This window comes from Bradyrhizobium sp. USDA 10063, from assembly GCF_054063735.1.
This window is the reverse complement of sequence record NZ_JBSSGP010000002.1, coordinates 6,282,503-6,306,803: the sequence shown is the minus strand read 5'-3', so window position 1 is coordinate 6,306,803 and position 24,301 is coordinate 6,282,503. Positions and strand designations below refer to the sequence as shown.

At 63.5% G+C, this 24,301-nt stretch carries 23 protein-coding genes and 1 pseudogene; 15 read left to right on the top strand and 9 right to left on the bottom strand.

Features of this window, described 5'->3' with window-relative positions; translation table 11 throughout:
- Positions 1-102: 102 nt before the first annotated feature.
- The gene (recQ, locus tag ACVJGD_RS31885; protein ID WP_456637928.1) at positions 103-1,965 is read left to right on the top strand and encodes a DNA helicase RecQ; all 1,863 of its coding nucleotides are present in this window, start codon (positions 103-105) and stop codon (positions 1,963-1,965) included.
- 52 nt (positions 1,966-2,017) lie between these two features.
- The gene (locus ACVJGD_RS31880) at positions 2,018-2,959 is read left to right on the top strand and encodes a metallophosphoesterase (RefSeq protein ID WP_456637927.1); all 942 of its coding nucleotides are present in this window, start codon (positions 2,018-2,020) and stop codon (positions 2,957-2,959) included.
- A gap of 25 nt (positions 2,960-2,984) precedes the next feature.
- Here the strand turns inward: ACVJGD_RS31880 and ACVJGD_RS31875 are convergent, their stop codons facing one another.
- Entirely contained in the window at positions 2,985-4,211 is a 1,227-nt protein-coding gene (locus tag ACVJGD_RS31875; RefSeq protein WP_456637926.1) for a S1C family serine protease, read from the bottom strand.
- A 287-nt stretch (positions 4,212-4,498) separates the two neighbouring features.
- Here ACVJGD_RS31875 and ACVJGD_RS31870 point away from each other — a divergent pair, with 287 nt between their 5' ends.
- On the top strand, positions 4,499-5,674 hold the full coding sequence (locus tag ACVJGD_RS31870; protein WP_456632918.1) for an IS110 family RNA-guided transposase: 1,176 nt from the start codon (positions 4,499-4,501) through the stop codon (positions 5,672-5,674).
- Positions 5,675-6,101: 427 nt separating this feature from the next.
- Here the strand turns inward: ACVJGD_RS31870 and ACVJGD_RS31865 are convergent, their stop codons facing one another.
- Positions 6,102-7,115 (bottom strand): 1-aminocyclopropane-1-carboxylate deaminase, encoded by a 1,014-nt coding sequence (locus ACVJGD_RS31865; RefSeq protein ID WP_456637925.1) that lies wholly within the window; start codon positions 7,113-7,115, stop codon positions 6,102-6,104.
- Between the two features lie 162 nt (positions 7,116-7,277).
- On the opposite strand from ACVJGD_RS31865, the gene ACVJGD_RS31860 reads away from it, so the two are divergent.
- Both ACVJGD_RS31860 and ACVJGD_RS31855 read left to right on the top strand, forming a co-directional pair.
- Positions 7,278-7,742: an Lrp/AsnC family transcriptional regulator gene (locus tag ACVJGD_RS31860; RefSeq protein ID WP_456637924.1), complete on the top strand. Its 465-nt coding sequence runs from the start codon at positions 7,278-7,280 to the stop codon at positions 7,740-7,742.
- Between the two features lie 112 nt (positions 7,743-7,854).
- A complete protein-coding gene (locus ACVJGD_RS31855; RefSeq protein ID WP_456637923.1) occupies positions 7,855-8,415 on the top strand; it encodes a carboxymuconolactone decarboxylase family protein in 561 nt (186 codons plus the stop codon).
- 97 nt (positions 8,416-8,512) lie between these two features.
- Here the strand turns inward: ACVJGD_RS31855 and ACVJGD_RS31850 are convergent, their stop codons facing one another.
- Positions 8,513-8,986, bottom strand: a complete 474-nt coding sequence (locus ACVJGD_RS31850; protein WP_456637922.1) for a GNAT family N-acetyltransferase — start codon at positions 8,984-8,986, stop codon at positions 8,513-8,515.
- A 252-nt stretch (positions 8,987-9,238) separates the two neighbouring features.
- Between ACVJGD_RS31850 and ACVJGD_RS31845 the strand changes: the two genes are divergently transcribed.
- The gene (locus tag ACVJGD_RS31845) at positions 9,239-10,024 is read left to right on the top strand and encodes a DUF899 domain-containing protein (protein WP_456637921.1); all 786 of its coding nucleotides are present in this window, start codon (positions 9,239-9,241) and stop codon (positions 10,022-10,024) included.
- Between the two features lie 66 nt (positions 10,025-10,090).
- Here the strand turns inward: ACVJGD_RS31845 and ACVJGD_RS31840 are convergent, their stop codons facing one another.
- The 4 genes from ACVJGD_RS31840 to ACVJGD_RS31825 all read right to left on the bottom strand — a co-directional run bounded on the left by ACVJGD_RS31840 (position 10,091) and on the right by ACVJGD_RS31825 (position 13,539).
- Positions 10,091-10,864: an anti-sigma factor family protein gene (locus tag ACVJGD_RS31840; RefSeq protein ID WP_456637920.1), complete on the bottom strand. Its 774-nt coding sequence runs from the start codon at positions 10,862-10,864 to the stop codon at positions 10,091-10,093.
- Positions 10,836-11,390, bottom strand: a complete 555-nt coding sequence (locus tag ACVJGD_RS31835; protein WP_456637919.1) for an RNA polymerase sigma factor — start codon at positions 11,388-11,390, stop codon at positions 10,836-10,838. The genes ACVJGD_RS31840 and ACVJGD_RS31835 overlap by 29 nt, the downstream gene beginning before the upstream one ends.
- A 157-nt stretch (positions 11,391-11,547) precedes the next feature.
- A complete protein-coding gene (locus tag ACVJGD_RS31830; RefSeq protein WP_456637918.1) occupies positions 11,548-13,002 on the bottom strand; it encodes a YncE family protein in 1,455 nt (484 codons plus the stop codon).
- Between the two features lie 9 nt (positions 13,003-13,011).
- Positions 13,012-13,539 (bottom strand): DUF305 domain-containing protein, encoded by a 528-nt coding sequence (locus ACVJGD_RS31825; protein ID WP_456637917.1) that lies wholly within the window; start codon positions 13,537-13,539, stop codon positions 13,012-13,014.
- A gap of 1,010 nt (positions 13,540-14,549) precedes the next feature.
- On the opposite strand from ACVJGD_RS31825, the gene ACVJGD_RS31820 reads away from it, so the two are divergent.
- From ACVJGD_RS31820 to ACVJGD_RS31805, 4 genes are all read left to right on the top strand, one after another.
- A complete protein-coding gene (locus ACVJGD_RS31820) occupies positions 14,550-15,956 on the top strand; it encodes a selenium-binding protein SBP56-related protein (RefSeq protein WP_456637916.1) in 1,407 nt (468 codons plus the stop codon).
- 77 nt (positions 15,957-16,033) lie between these two features.
- Positions 16,034-16,627 (top strand): hypothetical protein, encoded by a 594-nt coding sequence (locus ACVJGD_RS31815; RefSeq protein WP_456640441.1) that lies wholly within the window; start codon positions 16,034-16,036, stop codon positions 16,625-16,627.
- Positions 16,628-16,782: 155 nt separating this feature from the next.
- Complete coding sequence (locus ACVJGD_RS31810) at positions 16,783-17,718, top strand: peptidoglycan-binding protein (protein WP_456637915.1); 936 nt, start codon at positions 16,783-16,785, stop codon at positions 17,716-17,718.
- Complete coding sequence (locus tag ACVJGD_RS31805; protein ID WP_456637914.1) at positions 17,715-17,960, top strand: LysM peptidoglycan-binding domain-containing protein; 246 nt, start codon at positions 17,715-17,717, stop codon at positions 17,958-17,960. Before ACVJGD_RS31810 ends, ACVJGD_RS31805 begins: the two co-directional genes overlap by 4 nt.
- Before the next feature lie 30 nt (positions 17,961-17,990).
- Here the strand turns inward: ACVJGD_RS31805 and ACVJGD_RS31800 are convergent, their stop codons facing one another.
- Positions 17,991-18,383, bottom strand: coding sequence for a c-type cytochrome (locus ACVJGD_RS31800; RefSeq protein WP_456637913.1), 393 nt, complete (start codon positions 18,381-18,383; stop codon positions 17,991-17,993).
- Positions 18,384-18,742: 359 nt separating this feature from the next.
- Here ACVJGD_RS31800 and ACVJGD_RS31795 point away from each other — a divergent pair, with 359 nt between their 5' ends.
- Genes ACVJGD_RS31795 through ACVJGD_RS31785 form a run of 3 tightly spaced genes read left to right on the top strand, consistent with a single transcriptional unit; the run spans position 18,743 to position 21,704 of the window.
- Positions 18,743-19,696, top strand: coding sequence for a Bug family tripartite tricarboxylate transporter substrate binding protein (locus tag ACVJGD_RS31795; RefSeq protein WP_456637912.1), 954 nt, complete (start codon positions 18,743-18,745; stop codon positions 19,694-19,696).
- Complete coding sequence (locus ACVJGD_RS31790) at positions 19,693-20,175, top strand: tripartite tricarboxylate transporter TctB family protein (protein WP_456637911.1); 483 nt, start codon at positions 19,693-19,695, stop codon at positions 20,173-20,175. The genes ACVJGD_RS31795 and ACVJGD_RS31790 overlap by 4 nt, the downstream gene beginning before the upstream one ends.
- A gap of 5 nt (positions 20,176-20,180) precedes the next feature.
- Positions 20,181-21,704, top strand: coding sequence for a tripartite tricarboxylate transporter permease (locus tag ACVJGD_RS31785; RefSeq protein ID WP_456637910.1), 1,524 nt, complete (start codon positions 20,181-20,183; stop codon positions 21,702-21,704).
- 195 nt (positions 21,705-21,899) lie between these two features.
- On the opposite strand, the gene ACVJGD_RS31780 is transcribed toward ACVJGD_RS31785, so the two are convergent.
- Positions 21,900-22,067: a hypothetical protein gene (locus ACVJGD_RS31780; RefSeq protein WP_454621757.1), complete on the bottom strand. Its 168-nt coding sequence runs from the start codon at positions 22,065-22,067 to the stop codon at positions 21,900-21,902.
- Between the two features lie 168 nt (positions 22,068-22,235).
- Between ACVJGD_RS31780 and ACVJGD_RS31775 the strand changes: the two genes are divergently transcribed.
- Both ACVJGD_RS31775 and ACVJGD_RS31770 read left to right on the top strand, forming a co-directional pair.
- The gene (locus ACVJGD_RS31775) at positions 22,236-22,922 is read left to right on the top strand and encodes a cyclase family protein (protein WP_456637909.1); all 687 of its coding nucleotides are present in this window, start codon (positions 22,236-22,238) and stop codon (positions 22,920-22,922) included.
- Between the two features lie 285 nt (positions 22,923-23,207).
- Positions 23,208-24,217, top strand: a pseudogene (locus ACVJGD_RS31770) (Bug family tripartite tricarboxylate transporter substrate binding protein).
- The last annotated feature ends 84 nt before the right edge of the window (positions 24,218-24,301 follow it).

The following is a 24,301-nucleotide window of genomic DNA, read 5'->3' as shown; positions in this document are numbered from 1 at the left end:
CCATTTGAGTTTGTGGTTGGACCGTGTTTTAACACGGATCTCCCGGCATCGTTCGCCGGCGGGGCTCCCGATCACCTCTTCTTGACTGCGTTCGAAACCGACATGGATTCTGTCCTCAACCGTGCGTCCGGCGATATCAGGGATGCGCGTGCCGTGCTCAATTCGGTGTTCGGCCTCACCGCGTTCCGGGGCGCGCAGGAAGAGATCGTCCGGCATGTGACCGATGGCGGCAATTGCCTGGTGCTGATGCCGACCGGCGGCGGCAAATCGCTCTGCTACCAGTTGCCGTCGCTGCTCCGCGAGGGTTGCGGTATCGTGGTCTCGCCGCTGATCGCGCTGATGCGCGACCAGGTCGCGGGGCTCACCGAGGCCGGCGTCAACGCGGCCGTGCTGAACTCGACGCTGTCGCCGCAGGAAGCAGGCGAGGTCGAGCGCCGGCTGATATCAGGCGATCTCGATCTGCTCTATGTCGCGCCGGAGCGGCTGGTGACGCCGCGCTGCCTCGGCCTGCTCGCGCAGGCCAAGATCGCGCTGTTTGCGATCGACGAGGCGCATTGCGTCTCGCAATGGGGCCATGATTTCCGGCCTGAATATATCGGCCTGTCCGTGATCGCCGAGCGCTTTCCCGACGTGCCGCGGATGGCGCTCACCGCGACCGCCGACGAACTGACGCGCAAGGAGATCGCCGAACGGCTTTCGCTCACCGATGCGCCGCGCTTCGTCTCGAGCTTCGACCGGCCGAACATCCGCTACGAGATCGTCGACAAGGTGAACTCGATGGCGCAGTTGAAGGCATTGATCGCCGAACGCCATGCGGGGGACGCCGGCATCGTCTATTGCCTGTCGCGGGCCAAGGTCGAGGACGTCGCGGCCTCGCTCAGCGAAGCCGGCATCCCGGCACTGCCCTACCATGCCGGCCTCGAGCCGAACGTCCGTGCCCGCAACCAGGATCGCTTCATCAACGAGGACGGCATCGTCGTCGTCGCCACGGTTGCCTTCGGCATGGGCATCGACAAGCCGGACGTGCGCTTCGTTGCCCATCTCGACCTGCCCAAGAGCATCGAGGCCTATTACCAGGAGACCGGACGCGCCGGACGCGACGGCAAGCCATCGAGCGCGTGGATGGCGTATGGCCTCTCCGACATCGTGCAGCAGCGCCGCATGATCGATGAATCCACCGGCTCGGATGCCTACAAGCGCGTCTCGATCGGCAAGCTCGATTCGCTGGTGGCGCTGGCGGAAACCGTGGGCTGCCGCAGGCGGCGCCTGCTGGCTTATTTCGGCGAGACGCTAACGGAAGAGAACTGCGGCAATTGCGACAATTGCCTGTCGCCGCCGCGCGTCCGCGACGGCAAGATCCTGGCGCAGAAGATGCTATCCTGCGTCTACCGCACCGGCCAGCGCTTCGGCGCCATGCACCTGATCGACGTGCTGGTCGGCCGCCTCACCGACCGCGTCAAACAGTTCGGGCACGATCAATTGTCGGTGTTCGGCGTCGGCCGCGAGCTCAATGAGAAGCAGTGGCGCGCGGTGCTGCGCCAGCTCGTCGCGATGGGCCATCTTTGGGCCGACAGCGATGCCTTCGGCGCGCTGAAGCTGACCGAGAGCGCGCGCGGCGTATTGAAAGGTGAAACCGAAGTGCTGCTGCGCGAGCAGGCGGAAGGCGCGCGCAACCGCGCCATCCGGTCCAAGTCGCGGCGCGGCGAGCTTGCGCCTGTCGCAGCCGGCCAGGGCAAGGCCGCCAATCCCGCACTTCACGCCGCGCTGCGCGCCTGGCGTTCCGAGGTGGCGCGACAGCGCAGCGTGCCGGCCTATGTCGTACTGCACGATTCCACCATCGACGGCATCGCCGCCGTGCGCCCGACGACGCTCGACCAGCTTCGCGGCATCGCCGGGATCGGCGACAAGAAGCTCGAGCATTACGGCGACGAACTGATCGCGGTGGTGAAGAGGACTGAGGGATAAGCGCTCGATCTGGCGTTGGGCTGCGCCCTTGCCGTTTGCTATGATGGTGGCCATGCACGAACTAGGCCTTCAGGACTTGATCAAGCGGATCGGCGCCGAGCATGTCAGGCGGCGGCTGAACGACGAGACCGAGCATGAGGCGCAGCTATTCGGCCAGGGCACGCTGTTCTTCAACCTGGAGAACTCGCTGCTGGCGCCGGGCGTCATCGCAACGGCGCTCAAAATTACCGGGCTGTACGGCCGCGCGCGGCAGAACGCGGACCGCGTGAGCATCAGGCAGAACGAACTCGCCTCGGGCGTGCTGCCGAAGAGCTTTGACGGTTTCACCATCCTGCATATCAGCGACCTGCACGCCGACATGAGCGCCGGCGCCATGCGACGGCTGCCTGGCATGGTCGCGGATCTCGCCTATGACGTCTGCGTCCTGACCGGCGACTATCGCGGCCAGACCTTTGGCCCCTTCAACAAGAGCCTCGACTATATCGCGCCGCTGATCGCGGCACTGAAACCGCCGGTCTACGGCATCCTCGGCAATCACGACACGATCCGCATGACACCGGCGTTGGAGGCGATGGGCATCCGGATGCTGTTCAACGAGTGCGAGGTGATCCGGCGCGGCGATGAAGCGATCTATCTCGCCGGCGTCGACGATGCGCATTTCTATCGCGCCGACGACATCGGCAAGGCCGCCGCGCCGATTCCCGGCGACGCCTTCTCGATCCTGCTTTCGCATACGCCGGAAGTGTACCGGGCAGCGGCAGGGGCCGGCTTCGACCTGATGCTGAGCGGGCACACCCATGGCGGACAGCTCTGCCTGCCCGGGGGCATCCCGATCAAGCTGGAAGCGTGGCTGCCGCGCAAGTTCGGCGCCGGAGCCTGGCGCTACGACAAGATGGCCGGCTATACCTCGGTCGGCGCCGGTACCAGCCTGCTGCCGGTCCGCCTCAACTGCCCGGCCGAGATCACGCTGCACACGCTGCGACGCGCGGGCTGAGGCGCCATAGGGGGGCGTGCCTGCGTCAACGAGCCGGCTTCTTCGCCCTCGCGCTCTGCTCGCTCGCGGTGCAGGAGATCAGGAGCGTGTAGCCGCGGGCGGCTTTCGCGATCTCGGCGGTTTCCTTGTTCGGGTCACGTTGTGTGGTGACACGATACGCCACCGCGCTGTTGTCGAGGAAATCCTTGAGGGCACCGGTCTTGATGGCGAAGTTGATGTTCTCGGGAATGTTGCCGGTCGCCTGCGCGACCTTGATCGCATCGAGCTTGCCCGAGACTACGCCGACCAAGGCGCCGGTGAAGTCGAGCAGCGGACCGCCGCTGTTTCCCGGCTGCACCGCGGCGCTGATCTGCAGAAAGCGGGTGTCGTTGAACATGCCGCTCATCGAACTGACGATACCGGTGGTGACGGTGAAATCCGATGTCAGCAGCCCGTGATACGGATAGCCGATCGCAATCACGCCGTCTCCGGTGTGCACCGAAAACTCCCGGATGGTCGCGATTTCCTTGAACGGGCTGGGCGCCTGCAGCAGCGCCAGATCGTTGGTTTCGTCGCTCGAGACCAGCCGCAGCTTGATCGGCGCTTCGCCGCCGAGATTGCCGTTGATCTCGTCGCAGCCACTGATGACGTGGTTGTTGGTGACGATGTGTCCGCTGCCGCTGACCACAAAGCCGGTGCCGGTCTTGTTGACGGACTTGGCCTGCTTCGGCGGCACGGCGCTGGGCTGGGCCGGCGCAGCCGTCGACGGTGCGGCGGCCTGTTTCGGCGGTGCGACCGCGAACTCACCGGCATTGGCGAGCCCGTTCTTCCTGACGCTTTCGACGCAAGTGACCAGCGCGGGCAATAGCTGTGCGGTCTGGTTCAGGTTGAACTGGAAGAGCTGGCCCTCGGCAAACGCGCTCATCGTCCGTGCCTTGCGGAATTGATTGATCAGCGACGAATTGAGCGGCATGTCGACCGCCACGAGCTGCGCGCCGAGCGGACGCCCATATACGTTGAAGGGCTGCTGGCCGTCGAAGGTCAGCGTCATCGGAAAGGATTCGCCGGCCGTCAACCGCCAGCCCTGATGGGAAAACCCCAGGCGCCAATTGCCGCGGGCGTCGATCAGGACCAGGAAGTAGATGCCGCTCTGGTAGGAGGCCCCGGCGGCGCAATGGGTGAAGTTACCGCTGCTGTCGTCGGTATAGGCGCCGCCCTGCCAGTTGCCGATCGAGATCGAGCCATACGGCCCGCGCGCATGCGAAGATGTCACGGACAAAAGGACGCACGCGGCCGCGACAACCGCGCTGATTGCAAATCTCATACTTAACTACCCCAGCCACGACCCCATCATAAGAGGCTTCGGAACTCATCCGCAAGCTGCACGCGTACACCAGCGGTCAGGCACCGTAGCTAAGGTCGCGCGCCGCAATGTTCCTATTTTGTTCCTAGCATGGAATCTCGTCAACCACAAAGTGATTGGCCGTAGATTCCATGGGGCGGTGAGCGCGCCCTTTCCGGTAGGTTTGGGTTTCCACACTCGAACCATCGGAGAGTCTGATGCAAGCATTGACCAAGAACACGCCCACCGCCGGGCATTGTGGCACGATTTTCGTTGCGATCGAACTGAGTCAGAAGACGTGGCTGGTGACGCTGCACAGTCCGGATCGGGACCGGATATCGCGCCACAAGCTGGAAGGCGGCGATCACGCCGGGCTGCTGGCGCTGATCGAGCAGGTCAAGGCCCGGGCGACTGCGAAGCTTGGAGCGGCGCCGCGGGTGGTGAGCTGCTACGAGGCTGGCTATGACGGCTTCTGGCTGCACCGGCTGCTCGCGGCGGCTGGGATCACCAACTTCATCTTCGACCCGGCGAGCATCGCGGTGGAGCAACGGGCGCGGCGGGCGAAGACAGACCGGATCGATGGCGAGCTTCTGCTGCGCACCTTGATGGCTCATTTGCGAGGCGAGCCGCGGGTGGTGCGGATCGTCCGGGTGCCGAGCGTGGCCGAGGAGGACGCCCGGCGCGCCAGCCGCGAACGCGAACGACTGGTGAAGGAGCAGACGGGGCACACCAACCGGATCAAGGCGCTGCTGCGCCTGTTGGGCATGGCGGCCGGCACCTTGCGACGACGGACCTGGCTCGCCTGGCTGGAGCAGCAGCGGGACTGGCAAGGGCAGCCGCTGCCGCCGCAGCTTCTGGCCGAAGTGAAGCGCGAGCATGCCCGGCTGATGCTGGTGCGCGACCAGCTCAAGGCGCTGGAGCAGGCCCAAGTCGCTACAGAAGTCGCGGCAGAAGTCGCGGCGGAAGCCGCCGCGGCGCCGGCGCCGATGGCGAAGCGACGGGATCAGTTGCAGCAGCTCAAGGCGCTCGGCCCGGCGTTTGCCGCGACGCTGGTGAACGAGGTGTTCTACAAGGACTTCCGCAACCGGCGCGAGGTCGCCAGCTATTGCGGATTGGCGCCCAGTCCCTGGCAAAGCGGCAGCATCGATCGCGAGCAGGGGATCAGCAAGGCCGGCAACCGGCGCGCCCGCCACAAGACGATCGAACTGGCCTGGCTCTGGCTGCGCCATCAGCCGGACAGCGCGCTCAGCCGCTGGTTCCGCACCCGCACCGAAAACGCCGGCAAGCGCGCCAAGCGCATCGCCATCGTCGCGCTGGCGCGCAAGCTGATCGTGGCGCTGTGGCGCTATCTCACCACCGGCCTTGTTCCGGAGCAGGCCGTGATGAAGGCCTAGCACCGGACCACGCCACCAGGGCGAGGCGGCTCCGCGCCGCGCGCCCCGTACAGGATGGATGATGACCGTGCCACCCAGGGGCCCAACCAGGCCGCTTTGTAGATGGGTCTCATCCTCTTGGCTTCCTCGCCGCAAGCATGCGGAATGTGGGTACGGATCAGCCGATCCGACCGGATATGAGGTGATGCAGTGAGCTGCAGAAATCTTCGGAAGCCAATCCTCGCCCGGGGCCCGGTCGTCGCGCTGCGCTACGCATGGCTCCGCGCGCCGCCCTCTCACTGCAAAAACCCAACCCGCACCGGTTCAAGAGCCTTGACTCACAAAGCCCCATATGAGGGTGGGCAAAGCGCAGCGTGCCCACCATCGAGCACTCCACACGCAATGGTGGGCACGCTGCGCTTTGCCCACCCTACAGCTCTTTGTCACCTCACCCATTCCGGAACGTGTAGGCGTAGCCGTTGATCGCCGGCGCGCCGCCGAGATGGGCGTAGAGCACTTTCGAGCCTGCCGGGAAGAAACCCTTCTGCACGAGGTCGATCATGCCCTGCATGGATTTGCCCTCGTAGACGGGGTCGGTGATCATCCCTTCCAGCCGCGCGCAGAGCCGGATCGCCTCTTTGGTCGCGTCCGACGGCACGCCGTAAGCGGGATAGGCATAATCCTCGAGCAGCACCACATCGTCGTCGACGATCTTGCGGCCGAGCTCGACGAGATCGGCCGTGTTCTGCGCGATCGAGAGCACCTGCGCCTTGGTCTGCGCCGGCGTGAAGGAGGCATCGATGCCGATCACGTTTCGCGCGCGGCCGTCGGCGGCGAAGCCGACCAGCATGCCGGCATGGGTCGAGCCGGTCACGGTGCAGACGACGATGTAATCGAAGCTGAAGCCGAGCTCCTTCTCCTGCGCCCGCACCTCCTCGGCGAAGCCGACATAGCCGAGCCCGCCATATTTGTGCACGGAAGCGCCGGCGGGAATCGCATAGGGCTTGCCGCCCGCGGCCTTCACCTCCTCGATCGCCTGCTCCCAGCTCTTGCGGATGCCGATGTCAAAGCCGTCGTCGACCAGCCGTACATCGGCGCCCATCACGCGGCTGAGCAGGATGTTGCCGACGCGGTCATAGACCGCATCCTCGTGCGGCACCCAGCTTTCCTGCACCAGCCGGCACTTCATGCCGATCTTGGCGGCCACGGCCGCCACCATGCGGGTGTGGTTCGACTGTACGCCGCCGATCGAGACCAACGTGTCGGCGTTCGACGCGATCGCGTCGGGAACGATGTATTCGAGCTTGCGCAGCTTGTTGCCGCCGAAGGCGAGCCCCGAATTGCAATCCTCGCGCTTGGCAAACATCTCGACCTTGCCGCCGAGATGTTTCGAGAGCCGCTCCAGTTTCTCGATATGCGTCGGCCCGAAGGTGAGTGGATAGCGCGCGAATTTTTCCAGCATCGTGGTCCCCATTGAATGGCGTGGTCTCGATGCGAATTCCTACCACCGGCTGCGCGAAAGGTGCTCTCTATCTCGATAGGCCGCTTTCTGCTCTATTACGTCAAATATCATTCTAAGCTACCAAATCTCTCACAGACGCCGTTCATAGTGAAAGAATCTTCCATGACTGTCAGCCTCGATCGCATCGACCTTAAGATCCTGCGATTGCTGCAGAAGAACGGCCGGCTGAGCAACGCCGAACTGGCTGACAAGGCCGGCGTCAGCCCCGCCACCTGCCATCGCCGCACCCAGCGCCTGTTCGACGAAGGCTTTGTCAAGGAGGTCCGCGCGATCGTCGCCCCGCGCAAGGTCGGCAAGGGCGCGCTCGTGATGGTCGGCGTCGTGCTCGACCGCTCCACGCCGGAAAGTTTTGCGTCGTTCGAGCAGGCGATCGCGAAACTCAAATTCGTCCTCGACTGTCACCTCGTCGCCGGCGACTTCGACTACTTCCTGAAGATCCGTGTCGGCGACATGGAAGACTTCAACCGCATCCACGGCGAGCAATTGATCGCGCTGCCGGGCGTGCGGCAGACCCGAACCTTCTTCGTGATGAAGGAGGTCGTGGACAATGCGGCGCTGGAGTTTTGAGCCTGGCGATCTTGCCCAATCGCATGTCACGGCAACTTCACTTGCTTCATGCCGCCATGCACGCGACGCTGAAGTCTTCTTTTGGGTTTTCATCAGAGAGAGGAGCTTTGCCGTGCGCCTTCCCATCCTCGATCCGACCGAGCTCACCGACGAGCAGAAGCCGCTCTATGACAACATGCGAAAGGGCATCCAAGACCATTTCAAGGGCTTCGTGAACATGCGCGCCGATGGCGCGCTGCTCGGCCCCTGGAATCCCTGGCTCCGCGAGCCGAGGTTCGGCAAGCCGGTCTGGGACCTGGTGAAGGCCGTCGCCTCGAACCCGCTGCTGCCGGCGCCGGTGCGCGAGGTCGCGATCCTCGTTACCGGATCGCATTTCCGCTCGGGCTATGAGCTCTACGCCCACGTGCTGGTCGCCGAGGCGCGCGGCCTCTCCGACGAGAAGCTCGCCACCATCGTCGCCGGCCAGCGCCCGCTCGACCTGACCCGGCAGGAGGCGGTCGCCTATGACATGGCCTCGGCGCTCGTGAACGGCGGCGTGCTGCCGGAATTGACCTATCGCGCAGCGGTGCAGGAATTCGGCGAGCATGGCGCAGCCGAGCTGTCCTATCTCGTCGGCGTCTACTGCATGGTCTCCGTCACGCTGAACACGTTCGACGTGCCGGTGCCGGATTGACCAGAACATAGTTCGCTTCTCTCCTCGTAGATCCTCAGGTGGGTGGGGTGGTGGAATACTCAGCTTACCTCCTGACCACCTGCCACCCCCATAGGATCTACGGCACGGCCAAACTCTTCGTCATCGGATAACCGAAACTCGTTCCAAACGTACCAACCGGTGGCCCGTCTTCAACATAGCCGTTCGACAGATAAAATCGCCGCGCGGTCTCGGTGCTCAGCAAGTTGCACCGATCATTGCCTCGTTCGGCGGCTCGCGCCTCAAGTGCGTGCAGCAGGGCGCGGCTAACTCCCCGAAACCGTGCATCAGGCGATACGTAGTTAAGGCCAATCCTTCCCGCATCGGTCGCTGAACCGACCGCGAGAATCTCGCCATGTTCGACGGCCACCAGCAATGAATTGTCAGGTTGCTTGACCCAGGCGCAGAAGTTCTCGTGGGTCTTGTTACCCAACCATTGCGCCAACATGGAGGGGTCGTTTCGATGATCAGCTTCGCAAAGCTCCGCTATCGACCGCTTCAACACGATACAGCCGGCGATCGCATCCTCTGGTAAGGCGTCTCGTATTTGCATTCAGCGATCGTGGCATTGAGCGAGCCCCTCGGCAATAGGTCGGCAGCCAGCGCATCGCCTATCGGCCCGCTTCGAACGCTCCGCGGCTGTGATCAGCGGCTCGAACCAAATAGCGCCACACTTGTTACTCCCACCGTTCGACTTCCCGGTGCCAGGCTAGCTCATGACCAATGACGGGCCATGAGCGGCGAATGGAATCGCGCCTCACGCCACGAGGCGCGGGAGTTCGCCCCAATCAGGAGGTTTCAAGCCATGAATACATCTGCTGAAAACGGACGGAAAAGCGGACAGCCTGCCATGCACACACCACCGGTCGTGTCGCCGCAGGATTGGGAAACGGCCCGCACGCAGTTGCTCGTGAAGGAGAAGGCACAGACGCGCGCCCGTGACGCCCTCGCCGCCGAGCGCCGGCGTATGCCGTGGATGGCCGTGGAGAAGTCGTATGCGTTCGAAGGGCCTGCGGGCAAGGTCAGCCTGCTTGACCTGTTCGACGGCCGCCGTCAACTGATCGTCTATCGCGCTTTCTTCGAACCGGGCGTGTTCGGCTGGCCCGACCACGCCTGCCGGGGCTGCTCCATGGTGGCCGACCAGGTCGCCCATGTCGCGCACCTGAACGCCCGTGACACCACTCTCGTGTTCGTCTCACGCGCGCCGCAGGCGGACATCACGCGGCTGAAGGCGCGGATGGGCTGGGAGATGCCGTGGTTCACCATCACGGACAGCTTCGACGCCGACTTCGGCGTCAACGAGTGGCACGGCACGAACGTGTTCTACCGCGACAGCGCCCGCGTGTTCCGCACCTACTTCATCAACAACCGCGGCGACGAGCAGATGGGCAGCACCTGGAACTACCTCGACATCACGCCGCTGGGCCGGCAGGAGGTCTGGGAGGACTCGCCCGCAGGCTATCCGCAGACCCCGACCTACAAGTGGTGGAACTGGCACGACAACTACGTCGCAGACGCCGCGCCCGACAGGAAGTGGGTCGAAGTGTCTGATGCCGGCGAGGCGGCATTCCGGAACAAAGACGCGCCATGAGCCAGGCGTCGGCGCCTGCGGTCGAAGCAAATGACCGCCTACGCGTGGGCGGAACGATCCTGACGTTCAGATCGGACGCGCTTGCCTGCGAACCTCATTTGCGATCGGTCTCAAGGATTCTGGAGCGGCGTGGCCGATCAGACTGTAGCCCACGCCGTCGTCAGCCCAGGCGAAACCTCCAACTTCGCCCTGCGATTGGGGCGTCATTGGCGCGTTCTGGTCCGCGCTGCTCATCGGCCTGGTCAGCAGGACAATTCGACTGCCGCGGTCATCATCATACATCAACATTGCAGCGGGGCCGTGCGAAGTGGCGACAAGGCGCCCTCCCATCAGCCGGTAGCCCGACGTGGTCAGATCCGGCACCTTCACCGGCCGATGCAGCCGATCGGAGACCCATTGCACGAGCTGAGCACTGTCGGACGCGCGAACCTCGACAGGCCGGACGCGATCCGGTGCATAGACGTTGTACGAATTGGCCGCCTCCTGAGCGAGCGCGACCAATCCGCTCGGCGACGCCTGCAGCGCACCGCGCACGAACCAGCCGCCGAGGCCGCCGATGCTCAACAGCAGCATCGCCGCCATCGCCCACCGAACCGGTGAGGGCCGTCGCGCACGTTGCTCGATGATGCGCGACAGATTGAGCTCCGCCGGCAAGGGTTCCTCGGCGATCGGCGCGAGCGCCGCGCGCAGCAGATCACGCTGATCGCTGAAGGCGGCGACGCGTCTGGCAACATCCGGATGGTCACCCAGATAAGCGGCGACTTGTGCCTGCCGCTCCGGTTCGAGGACTCGGTCCACATAGGCGTGGAGATCATCCTCCGTGATCGGCCGATGGCTCATTTTTCACGCTCCGTATTGACACGATGTTGTTCGGCGCCTCGGTCGCGCGACCTTCGATCTCCTGCTGCAGCCTTTCGCGCGCCCGGGAAAGCCGCGACATCACCGTACCCACGGGAATGTTGAGGACCTTCGCGGCATCCGCATAGGAGAGGTCCTCGACGCCAACGAGCAGCAGCACGGCACGCTGGTCTGCGGGGAGTTTCGCAAGCTTGTTCAGGACATCCTGATACATCAGCCTTTGTTCCTGCGCTGCGGCCTCGCCGAAATCGTCCTCATTGGTCGCATCGATCGGGACATGCCTGCCGCGCGTCGCTGACTGCCGAAACTGATTGATCGCCAGATTGTGCAGGATCGTGAAGAGCCAGGCGCGGACATCGCCGTCGCGCCGCTGGTACCAGCGGCTGACGGCGCGCTCCAGGCAATCCTGCACCAGGTCGTCGGCATTCGCACGATTGCGGACCAGTGCGCGTGCGTAGCGGCGGAGCGCGGGTATCAACGGTTCGACCTGCCTCAGCATGTCTTTCATGGCGCTCCGCCTCGATCATGATCCGATTGGACGGAATCGGATCATGATCTCATCTCTTTGTTTGAGCATGATCTCGCGCAAACGCTTCGCGTTTGTCGCGAGGGAAGACCGGTTTCCACTTTTCCGGATCATGTTCTGGCTTGCCCTCACTCTACCATCACCGGGTCTGCACCTGCACCGCCTCTCCGAACGTCGTCGCATCTCCGGGGGCAATGACCAGGTATCGTCGTTCCGAGCTTGCCGGATCCTGGACGATCTGCCGGATCGGGCCCGTCGCATTGACGATCGCCGATCCTGCCGGATTGGTCATGAAAGCGGCCAACGGTTGCAGCGAACCGCTTCCGTCGGCGTGGCCCGCCAGCGCAAGCACGTATTTTTGCTTCGGCGTCAGACCGGTCACCGACGCCTGCAGGACCTGAATCAGGCCCTGATCGAACAGCGAAACGCTGGTCGGAGCTTTCCCGTCCTTTGATCCGTCCTTCGGCCCGAGCGCGAGGTGCGCGGCCTGGCCCGCGACACCAAGCGCCTGCAGGTTCTGGCGGTCGTCTGCATCCGGGGCGGCGTTCGGAACATAAGCGATCGCCTGAGGCGCTTGTCCGATCGGGATGTTGGCGATCACCGTGTTGGTCGCGGTATCGATCGCTGCGAGGGCGTCGGCGTTCTCAAGCCCGACATAGATCCGGCTGCCATCGCCCGACGGCCACACGCCGTGCGGAAGATTGCCGACAGGGATGATTGCGACCTCCGAAAAATCATCGATGCGGAACACCTTGACCTGGTTCAAGCCGCCGATCGTGACATAGGCGAACGTCCCCTTTGCCGTATGGGCGAAGTTGACGTGGTTGGTGATCGGACCGGTGTCGATCGTCTTGATCAGATTGAACGGCGGCCTGGCATTGAACACCTGCGTCTTGCCGATGTCCTTCAGCGTGAACCACACCTGGTTTCCGTCCGGCGTCGCCGCGATGTTCGGGCAGAACGGACTCTCCTGCTTGACCTTCGCGATGATCTTGTGATCGGCAACGGAGACGACGTCCGTTTCCGGGTTGAAGGACGAGCAGATATAGCCGTATTTGCCGTCGGGCGAGAAGATCTGCATGCCGGGACCGCTGGGCGTGGTGATGCGGGTCTTCTCCGTGAACGTCTTGCTATCGATCACGGAGATATAGTTCTCGCCGCGAACGGTGACCCAGACCTCCCGGCCGTCGGGCGTGAAGAACGCTTCATGCGGCGATCGACCGACATAGGTCACATGCTTGACGGCATTCGTCGCGGTGTCGATGAAGGTCACCGAATTCGATCCGATCGAAACCACCGCCAAGGTCCGATGATCGGGCGAATAGCCCAGCCCATGGACGAGAACCTGACCCTTGTAGAGCGGGCTGAAGTTGACGGGTTGTGCATCGCCCAGCCTGATCACGCCGAGGAGCTTGTTGTCGACGGGGTCCGTCACCGAGACCGTATTCGAGAATTGCTCCGCTGCGTAGACGCGGTCGTGATGGCTGATCGGCACGTCAGGCGCGGACAGCGCGCCGGGCGCTTGTCCTGCCCAGGCGCCGGAACAGGTCGCAAGCATCGTGCCTGCAAGGAGAAGGCTCTTCCGGATCGTCATGGTTTGCTCCTACTTCTTCATTCCCGATGACATGTCCATCGGCATGCCTGAGTGGTGATGTTCGACCGCAGTCGAAGCTGACGGCTGTTGCGTGGGAGCAGGCGCGGAATCGGTCACGGGCTGGCCGATCGCAAGTTTCATGGCCGCGATTTCCTGCATCTGCTCGACAATGATCTCCTGCGCGATGCGCCGTAGCTGTTCGTTCTTGCCGTAGCGCAGTTCGCTGATCGCCATGTCGATCGCACCCTGATGATGAGGGGTCATCATCGCCACAAAATCGCGGTCGATATCGCCGGTCGGCTTGATCTCCATGTCGTTCATCATCTTGATCATCGCGGCCTCGTTCTCTTTCCAGAACGGAGCCTCCTCGACGGCAACCGCCGGCTGCGCGGGCGGGCGGGCTTCGTGCGCAAGCACATGTGACGGAAGAGCAAACGCGACGAGAAGGCGCGCGCCAACGACGGCAGCGCCTAGACCGGGTCTCGGAAACTTGCCTGACAGCGCTGCCGCGGCGCCGCGAAACGATGGCCGATGCATTCTGGCCTCCATATCTAGTTACGTTGTGCGGGTGTGACGTGTGCGGGCGCGTCTTATTCCATCGCGCCCCGAAGAATCTGGAGCGGCGACGCGCAAATCCTGGAAAGTGCAGTGATTGCAAAGGCAAGGGGCCGCCAAACGGCCTGATCACATAGTCGTTAGTGCTGCGGGCGAGCGTTGGCGACAATTCCGCTTCCGATAGCCCCCGCGAAAACGGGCCGAGCCGATTGACGACGGAAATGCCTGCTTGTGGGACGATCGCGCGGCTTGCGCGTCCCAAATCATGAGTGCACGACGACCCGCGGCTGGCGGCGTCGAATGTCAGATCCGAAACGAATGCTTGATCTGTCGTAGCATCGACAGAGCAGCATCCGTGTATTGGCCTGCGTAGTAGTACCGATCTAACTGCGATGCACCAAGCAGCGCCAAAACCGCAATTACGAAGCCCTTGAGCATACGGGCCTCCTTTGTGGAAGAGACCGCCAACCGGGCTGGTCCGGGTTTCAAATCATTCCGGAATTCGCTGTCGCGAAAAGCATGATCCGGCAGAGTGGCTGCCGGTCCTCCGAAAAAATCATGCTCAAACAAAGAGCTAAAGCGCGATCACGATTCAACGAAAGGTCATCGCGCTCTAGCCGCGACCATTTGCAATGACGATAGGTTGGCAGGGATTTGTAGACGAAAGCTAAATGAGCTTGGTTGACGGAAGAATACCGAGATCGCGGAGATAGGCTCGTGGCCCGGATGGAGCGGAACGTAACCCGGGGGTACCCGCATCAATATGTGCAAGCGGCCCCGGGTTACGCTGGCGCTTTACCCGGGCGATACGCCATCGACGGCGGAGTTTCGCTACCGCACGTGCAAGCATATTCCGCGCAGGCGCGCGATGCCGTAGACTGGCGCTGCCAACCCTCGCCCGCGGAGCCCTGATCGCAAGTCTCAAAGCAAGCCGTCCCCTCGCTCCGAGCGTCCGAGCCGTTGGCGCAAGCCGACATAACCCGGAGGAAGTCATGACGATGAGACCGGACCCCACGTTCCACGCGTCGCCAAAGCTTGCCATGGAAGCGCCGCCGGAGAATTTTGCCTATACGCTGTTGCTCAGCCCCGATTTCTCGAAGCCCGACGCCCTCGCGGTGATCGACGTCAAGCCGGGCTCAAAGACCTACAGCCAGATCGTCCACACCGTGACGATGCCGAACAAGGGTGATGAATTCCATCATTTCGGCTGGAACGCCTGCTCCTCGGCGCTGTCGCCGCTCACGGGACACGCTTTCGTCGAACGCCGCTATCTCATCATCCCGGGACTGCGGTCTTCGCGCATCTATATCGTCGATACGAAGCCCGATCCGACCAAGGCGAAGCTGCACAAGGTCATCGAGCCCGAGGAAGTCTTCGACAAGACCGGCTACTCGCGGCCGCACACGATCCATTGCGGGCCGGACGGCATCTATGTCTCGACGCTCGGCGGCGGCGGCAAGGACGGCACCAAAGGGCCTCCCGGCGTCTTCATCATGGACTGTGAGAGCTTCGACGTGCTCGGACGCTGGGAAATCGATCGCGGCCCGCAGACGCTGCACTATGATTTCTGGTGGAATCTGCCGCGCAACTACATGGTGAGCAGCGAGTGGGCGCTGCCGCCGCAATTCGAGAACGGCATCGTTCCGGAAGATCTGCTGTCGAACAAATACGGCCACCGGCTCCACTTCTGGGATCTTCGCGCCCGCCGCAACGTGCAGACCATCGATCTCGGCGCCAACCACCAGATGGCGCTCGAGGTGCGTCCTGCGCATGATCCCGTCAGGGAACATGGCTTCGTCGGCGTCGTCGTCGACACCACCAACCTCGAAGGCTCGATCTGGACCTGGTGGCGCGAGGGCGGCAAGTTCCACATCGAGAAGACGGCGACGATCCCCGCCGAGCCCGCGCCGAAGGAAAAGCTGCCACCGCTGTTGCAGGGTTTTGGCGCGGTGCCGCCGCTCGTGACCGACATCGACCTGTCGATGGACGATCGCTTCCTCTACGTCTCCTGCTGGGGCACCGGCGAGATGCGCCAATACGACGTCAGCGATCCCAGGAAGCCGAAGCTTTCAGGCTCCGTGCATCTCGGCGGCATCGCGCGCCGTACGCCCCACCCCAACGGAAAAGCCTTCGCCGGCGGTCCGCAGATGGTCGAGATCAGCCGCGATGGCAAGCGCGTCTACTGGTCCAACTCGCTCTACTCGAGCTGGGACGACCAGTTCTATCCCGACGGCATGCCGGGCGCCGAGGTGATGGCCAATGTCGGGCCCAATGGCGGGCTGGAGCTCGCCCGCGACTATTTCGTGAGCTTCCCCGATGGCTACCGTGCGCATCAGATCCGCCTCGAGGGCGGCGACTGCTCGACGGACTCCTTCTGCTATCCGTCGGTCTGGAATTGAACGAAGCCGGTTCTGCAGTCCTCTGGCTCTGGCTTGGCATCGTCGCGAGCGGTCTCTATCATGGGATCAATCCCGGCATGGGCTGGCCGCTCGCGGTCGCCGCAGGCCTGATGGAGAAATCTCCGCGCGCACTCATCAGTGCGCTTGTGCCGCTGGCGGCCGGCCATTTGCTGGCGATGTTGCTGGTGCTGTTGCCTTTCGCGCTGCTGATCGCGCTGGTCGAATGGCAGCGCCCGATCCAGGCCGGCGCCAGCCTGCTCGTCATCGCCTTCGGCCTCGCGCGGCTGCTCAGGCCTCGGCATCCCCGCGCGCTGGCGCGGATACCGCCGGCGCAACTCGGCCTGTGGTCGTTCGCGGTCGCAATCGCCCATGGCGCAGGGCTGATGATCCTGCCGATTTATCTCGGGCTCTGCCAGCCTTCCGGCATCCATGATGGCCATGAGGCGGCGGCAGGCATCGTCAACCAGAATCTCGTGATGGCGCTGTTGGTCGCGCTGGTCCACACCGCAGCCATGATCGCCGCCGGCGGATGCCTGGCGTGGCTGGTGTATCGGTATCTCGGCGTGCGGTTCGTGGCGAGGAGCTGGTTCAATCTGGAAACGGTCTGGGCGGTGAGCCTCGTCCTGGTGGGGGCTGTCGCGCTCGCAATCAATCTGGCGGACTGGCGTTGAGGACTGGAGAAGCAGCCACTGGGTTAGGTCAGCTTAGCTGACCAATCCGCGAGGCTACCTTGAAGTCTACTTGATGGAGAGAACAGATCGGAGCAGTGTTCCCCGATACTCTGCGCCTCGCGCCATCAGGCGATTCGGCCAAACGGATGAACATCATGAGCGCCACGTTGATAAGCCGAATGGTCGTGCCGATCCTGGCACTTGCCGTTGCCGGCGTCGCCGCGCTCCTCTTCCTCATCCCTGCCGCGCAGCACACGCCACCCGTCGAGACGAAGTCCGCCACAGCCGCTGCACCGACAGCCACGGATTCGGCATCGGGCAAGCGCGATCAGGCAGCATCGGCTCTGTCGGCCCTGCAATCGGAGGCCGCGAACCTCGCTACCGCACTTACCGGGTTGCCTCCAGCGCCGGCTGGCAGCGATGGCACGCCGGAGTTCGACATCGTCCGCATCGAACCAACAGGCGAAGCCGTCGTCGCAGGCCGGGCGACACCGGGTGCGATGGTGGAGCTGTTGCGCAACGGCGAACCGCATGATCGCATCGTCGCCGATCAATCGGGACAATTCGCCATGATCCCGCGTCCGCTCCCGCCGGGGAATTACGATCTGACGCTGCGCGTCAAGCAGCCCGACGGCAAGGAGACCGTGTCCAGGCAGAGCGTCGCGGTGGCGCTTGAGCCTGCTGGAAAGGAGCAGCCGATCGTGGCGCTGATAGCGCCGGATAGACCTGTGAAGGTACTCTCACAGGATCCCGCGCCGGGGGCCGGGGCGGAGCGCGAGATCGTGGTGGAAGCGGTGGAGACCGAGCCCGGCGGAAAGCTCCGTGTCAGCGGTCGCGCGCGCCCGGGCGCCGCAGTGAGGCTCTATCTCAACGACAGCTTTGTCACTGCCGTGACGTCGGACGACAATGGACGTCTCTCCGTCGCGATCAATGCCGGCGTGGCGGCCGGCAATTACCGGATCAGGCTGGACGAGGTGGAGGCTGCTTCCGGCGCCGTCCGCGCGCGCGCCGAGGTGCCGTTCAACGTTCCCACGACGCTGACGACCGCCTCCGTGCCGGCGCGCAGGCCAAGCCCGCGGAAGCTGCCATGACCAAGCCGCAACTGGCCGCCGCCGAGGCAACCGCTCCGTCCGGCAAGGGCTCGCCCTCCGCCGTGGTGGTGCAGAAGATCACGACCGCCACCGTCTCCCGCGGTGACAGCCTCTGGCGCATCAGCCAGCGCGCGTTCGGCGCAGGCCAGCGCTACGCTGTCATCTACCGGGCGAACAAGGAGCAGATCCGCAATCCCAACCGGATCTATCCCGGCCAGGTCTTCGTCGTGCCGACGCAGTGAAGGCCTGCGCCACGAGGGAAGTTGCGCGGCTCATTGGCTGGATGACTTCAGGAAAGCGATGATCTTCGCCTTGTCCTCGGCAGAACGCACCCCGGTATAGGGCGTCATGCCGTTGCCCGGCACCAGCGCATCCGGACTTTCGATGAAGCGTCCGAGCTTGTCTTCGTCCCACACGAAATCAGCGGATTGCATCGCCTCCGAGTAGCGATAATTCGGCAGCGAGCCGGCCTTGCGGCCGATGATGTTGTGCAGATGAGGGCCGACGCGATTGTCGCCCTCTTTGGTGGTGTGGCAGGTCCGGCAGGCATTGTTGAACACCTGCTGTCCCGACGTATCAGCGCCTTGCGCCGCCGGTTGCTCGGAAGCGGATGACGCGAGCAGGAGCGTCATCCCGCCGAGCGCGATGATGAACTGCCGCTTCATTCGCGTGACCTCGCTGGTGAGACAAATCGCGCCACCCTCACGGGGATGGCCTGCCACTAACGCCCGAACGCTCCGATAGGTCCGCCGGTCCTGTCCAACACGTTCAAACGTCGTCAGGTTTGCGCCCTGCTCGCCCAGGCTGACTACAGATGCCGATTGCAGATCACCTGTGGAGCAAACGGCTGCTTCCAGCACTGCAAACGCGCCTCAAAGGCATCCGTGGACTCCGCCCCACGCATCGGGATTTGGCGGAGCGCCGCACACGCCGCCGGATCATCCTTGTCGCGTCATTGTTTGCCAAGTCCTGGCGCCTTGCTATGATCGATAAAAATCAAGCAACAGCCATAGGGAGAAGCGCCATGAGGGCAGTGCTCCGCAGTTTGGCGGTGACAGCAGCGTTGAGCGCGATGGTCGCGCCGGCCGCGGCTCAAAATTATCCTGAGCGCCCGATCAAAATGATCGTGCCGTGGGCGGCAGGCGGCGATACGGACAACATCTTCCGCCCGTTTGCTCCGCTTCTACAAAAGCACATCGGTCAGCCGATCGTGATCGCCAACGTCGTCGGCGCCTCCGGCACCGTCGGGGCGCGCGAAGCCAAGGGCTCGCCGGCGGACGGCTATACGCTTTACGCGGTGCACGACTACATCCACCTCGTGCACTATGCCGGCGTCACCGACGTCAAATACAGCGACTTCGAGCCGATCTGCCTGCTCTCGGCGACGCCGTCGGTCCTGACGGCGAGCCCCAAAACACCCTGGAAGAGCTGGGCTGAGCTTGCCGACGACGCCAAGAAGCGTCCGGGCCAGATCACCGTCGGGGCGACTCTCGGATCGACCAGCCACATCTTCCCGGCACTCATCGAAAAGGCGGCCGGCGTCAAGTTCAAGTACGTGTCCTATGAAGGCCTTGCGCCGCGCATGAATGCCATTCTCGGCGGCCATGTCGATCTGACGGATTCCAACCTGACGCAGAAGGGCAAAGTCGATGCAGGGCAGTTGAAGTTTCTTGCCATCGCTGCCGAGAAGCGCGACCCCGAAGCTCCTGACGTGCCGACGCTGAAAGAGCTTGGCATGGATATCGTCTACGCGGTTCTGCGCGGCCTGGTGGTACCGAAGGGCACGCCGGCCGCGGTGCGCGAAAAGCTGGACGAGGCCTGCGGAAAGGCCGCCAAGGAGGCGGAGTTCGCGGACGCGATGAAGAAGCAGGGAACGCGCGTCTCCTATCTCAACGCCGCCGACTACGGTCCATTCCTGGACAAGCTCGACCGAGAGAGCAAGACGATCATGACCGAGCTCGGTCTCGCCAAGCAATGAGGCTTGGCCGCGATAGCTTTGCCGGGCTGATCTTCCTTGCGGTCAGTCTGGCTCTGCTGGTGCAATCGTTTGGGCTGCCGCAGCTCCCGTTGGTACCCGTCGGTCCGGGCTTCTATCCACGCATCGTCCTGATCTTCATGGCCGTCACGAGCGCGGCGCTGGTCGTGCAGGACCTGCTCGCGCGGCGTGCCGGCGAGGCCAGCGTCGCTGCGCCGGCGCAGCCGCAACGGGCCTATGGCCTGGTCGCGCTCTCCTTCGCGATGATCGCGCTCTATATCGTGCTTCTGCCTCTGCTCGGCTATCGCATCGCCACTGTCGTGTTCGTTGCTGCGATGCAGGCGACGCTTGAGAGGCCGACGACCCGGCGTCAGTGGGCGGTCCTGTCCGCCATAGCGGTTGGGACGTCGGCGCTGACGTACCTGGTCTTCGAGCGCTATCTCGCGGTGCTGCTCCCTCGCGGCAGTTGGACAAACTGGTAGGCGGAATGTTCGAGCTTTTGGGCCAGGGGCTCCTGACCGTGCTGCAGTGGAAATATCTCGTTCCGCTGTTTGCCGGCACGCTCGTTGGCGTCATCGGCGGCGCGTTGCCGGGCGTCACCATCACGATGACGATCATCGTCATCCTGCCGTTCACCTATGGTCTCGATCCGCTGCAGGGACTGGCGGCGATGACCGGCGTCTATGTCGGCGGCTCCGCAGGTGGCCTCGTCACCGCCTGTCTGCTCGGAATCCCGGGAACCCCCTCGGCAATCGCCACAACCTTCGACGGCTTTCCGATGGCGCGGGCTGGGGCGCCGGGCCGGGCGCTCTGGCTCGGCATCTGGTCGTCGTTCTTTGGCGGGCTGCTCGGCGGCCTGTTCCTGGTACTGACGACCGGGCCGTTGGCGGCCATCGCACTTGAGTTCGGACCGTGGGAGTATTTCTCGCTGTTCGTGCTGGCCATGGCGATGGTGGCGGGCCTGGCCGAGTCCTCGTTCATCAAGGGCCTGCTATCCACCGCCATCGGCCTGCTGATCACGGTCATCGGCACGGATCCGATCGGCAGTGTGCCGCGCTTCACCTTCGGGTCCGAGTTCATCAGCGGCGGCTTCCCGTTTCTCCCCGTGCTGATCGGGATCTTTGCCTTCGCGCAGATCATGTCCGACATCGAGAAGGTCGGAATGCCAAAGGCGCCCAAGGCCGCTCTGGGCGCCCAGCCAAGCCTCAGGGCTTCCCATCTCAAGGTGATCGGCGAAATCCTCGGCCGTCCGTTCCTGCTGCTGTGGTCGACGATTGTCGGCATCCTGATCGGCGTGCTGCCGGCGATTGGTGGCAGCGCCGCCAACATGCTGGCCTACGACCAGGCGAAGAAGTTCTCGCGTCACCCCGAGCGTTTCGGCACCGGCGTGCCCGAAGGCATCATTGCGTCGGAGTCCTCCAACAATGCCAACGTCGGCGGCTCGCTGGTGACCATTATGGCGTTCGGCATCCCGGGCGACGCCGTGACCGCCGTCATGCTTGGCGCAATGACGATCCATGGTATCCAGTCGGGGCCGCTGTTCGTCTCCCAGCAACCCTCCCTCGCCTACGGCATCTATGCCGCATACATTTTGGCACACCCGCTGATGGTGTTGATCTTGGCCGCAGGCACCCTATTCCTGCTTCAGATCACCCGCGTGAGGCTCGCTGTGCTTGCGCCGGTCGTGCTGGTACTTTGCGTGATCGGTGCATACGCGCTCAACAACACCATGCAGAGCGTATACGTCCTTCTTATCTTTGGTGTGTTCGGCTATGCGCTGGTGAAGGCAGGATTTCCGCTGGCGCCGCTGATCCTTGGCCTGATCCTCGGCGATCAGATCGAGATCAATCTTATTCGAGCGATTATGACGGACGACAACCTGCTGCTGTTCGTCACGCGACCGATTTCCGGCGGGCTGCTGTTCTGCGCGGCGCTCTCGGTCGGGCTAGCCGTCTGGCAGCATGTGCGTCATCGGGGGCGAACCGCGCGTGAGGAATCGGGCGACTTCTGACGCCGAGTTCCGTCCCGCGATAGTGCTAAGTCGAGAGCCTCTACGGCCGGACATGGCCCTTTTGCGACCGTCGGGGACGTCATCTATTGCGCCGCTATTGGCGGACAAGCAGGCGTCAGACGTACCTAGCCCAAGCACTCGATCGAAGAGTGCACGCCTGGCTCGCGCTGACGAGACGAGAAGACGTCGGCGCGTCTACGCCTTGATGTCGACGGCAACAGCGTCGCGCTCGACCTTGTTCTTGGCCGCGAACACGTCGAGGACGGCTTCGCTGATGATACGAGGCGGGGCCTTTTCCATCTGATAGGCGAGAAGCTGAACCCTCGCCTTCGTCACTTCGACCGGTACGGGGTAGATGAGCATCGCAGCACCTCCGCTGCGGAAGCTGCGCTCGGAGGCGTTTACGGATTGTAAATGGATGCGGTTAACGCAACGCAGGCTCGCCGATTCGTTCGCATTGTAATGACACGTTGAGAGGCGCCTTTACCAAACATAGGATGGCGGCAGCTCCCACGCAGGAAGGTGCATCTCATGAAAATCGTCGACCTCAGCCGCGAGCTCTATCATCGCACGCCGAGCTATCCTGGCCATCCGCCGATCATGCACGGCATGTGGAAGAACCATGAAGAAGCCCTGGCGGAGTCCGGTAATGTCTACGGGCTGTCGTCGATGTTCATCTCGATGGCCGATCATGGTGGAACCCATATCGACGCGCCCAGGCATTTCGGCCCGCGCGGCATATCGATCGACCAATACCCGCTGGAAAAATGCATCGTACCGGGCATCTGCCTCGACCTGCGGCACATCGCGCCGCGCGCCGAGATCACGCCCGCCGATCTGGAAGCCGCCGTGCAGCAGACTGGCGTCGGCGTACCGAAAGGCGGCACGGTGCTGTTATGCACCGGCCATCACGAACGCACCTTTCCGCGCAAGGCCTATTCGACCGACAATCCTGGTGTAAACGTCGCCGCCACCGAGTGGCTCGCCAGCCAGGGCATCGTGCATTTCGGCATCGATTCGATGCGGCCAGGACCTGACAGCGACGTCAACCTGCTGGTGCACAAAGCATGCCTCGATCTGGACATCACCCATATCGAGAGCCTTTGCAATCTCGAAGCTCTGCTCGGCAAGGGACAGTTCACCTTCATCGGCCTGCCGATGAAGTGGCGCGAAGGCACAGCCTCGCCGATCCGCGCGGTCGCGATGTTCGACATGTAGAGCGTTTTCAAGCGAAGTGGATACCGGTTCGCGTGAAGAAAACGCGTCAGGACGAGAAGCTGCGCTCCCTCTCCCGCTTGCGGGAGAGGGTTGGGGTGAGGGTGTTTCCGCATTGGGACTCCCCGAGTGGAGAGAGCCCTCACCCGGCGCTACGCGCCGACCTCTCCCGCAAGCGGGAGAGGTGAAATCAATCCGCAGCCGATTCAACCTGATCGGCTCATGCTCTAGAGCTTCGGTTCCGATCCAGTCAGAACCGAAGCGTTAGGACAGAACAGGAAAAGAAAAATGCAGGAGAGGAAACGCAAGCACCGGTCGCGCCGGGAGGTCCTGCGCGCCGGCGGAACGTTCGTCGGCTTGATAGCAGCCGCAAGCCTCAGACCAGGACCGGTGAGCGCAGGGAACTATCCCGATCGCCCGATCAAGATCATCGTGCCATTCGCGCCGGCGGGGCCGACCGACATCATGGCGCGCGTCCTCGCAACCCATCTCGGCCAGGCGCTTGGCGGCACGGCGGTGATCGAGAACCGTCCCGGCGCGGGCGGCAATATCGGCATCGGGATGGCCGCGCATGCAGATGCTGACGGCTACACGCTGCTGGTGACCTCGAGTGCTTATGTCGTCAATCCCGGGCTCTACGCCAGGATCCCATATGATCCGTACAAGGATTTTGCGCCCATCGCCGAACTCGGCACCTCGCCGAACGTGATCCTGGTGGCCCCCGCTCTCGGCGTGAATTCGATCGCCGATCTCGTCTCGCGTGCCAAGGCCAATCCGAACGAACTGAACTATGCGAGCCCCGGCATCGGAACGACACCGCATTTGTCGGGCGAACTCTTCAAGATCGTCTGCGGAGCCAATCTGACCCATGTGCCGTTCTCGGCGCGGGGCCCGCGATCCAGGCGATCCTTGCTGGAACCACGCAGATCGCTTTTGCGGCGCTGCCGCCGGCGCATCCGCATATCAAATCGGGCGCGCTGAAGCCGCTGGCCGTGACCGGCGCGCATCGCTGGTTCGATCTGCCTGACGTCCCGACCATGGTCGAGCTTGGCTACAAGGATTTCGTCTCGGACACGTTTCAGGGCTTTCTTGCGCCTGCGAAAACGCCAGCGGCCATCATCGAATTGCTTTCGGCCAGATCGATCGAAATCCTGAGGACACCGAAGATCGCCGAGCAGTTGCGCAATGATGGCTTCGAAGTCATCGCCAACGGACCCGAGGGCATGAGAAGACGCATCGATGATGAAGTGCCGAAATGGCGTGACGTCATTGCGAAGGCCGGCATAAAGCCGGTGTGACCGCGCCAAGCCCGAGCAAGGTGATTTTCGGACCTGGATAGAGATCGGCGGACGGACATGGAGCAGAGGCTTCCCCCAACTCCC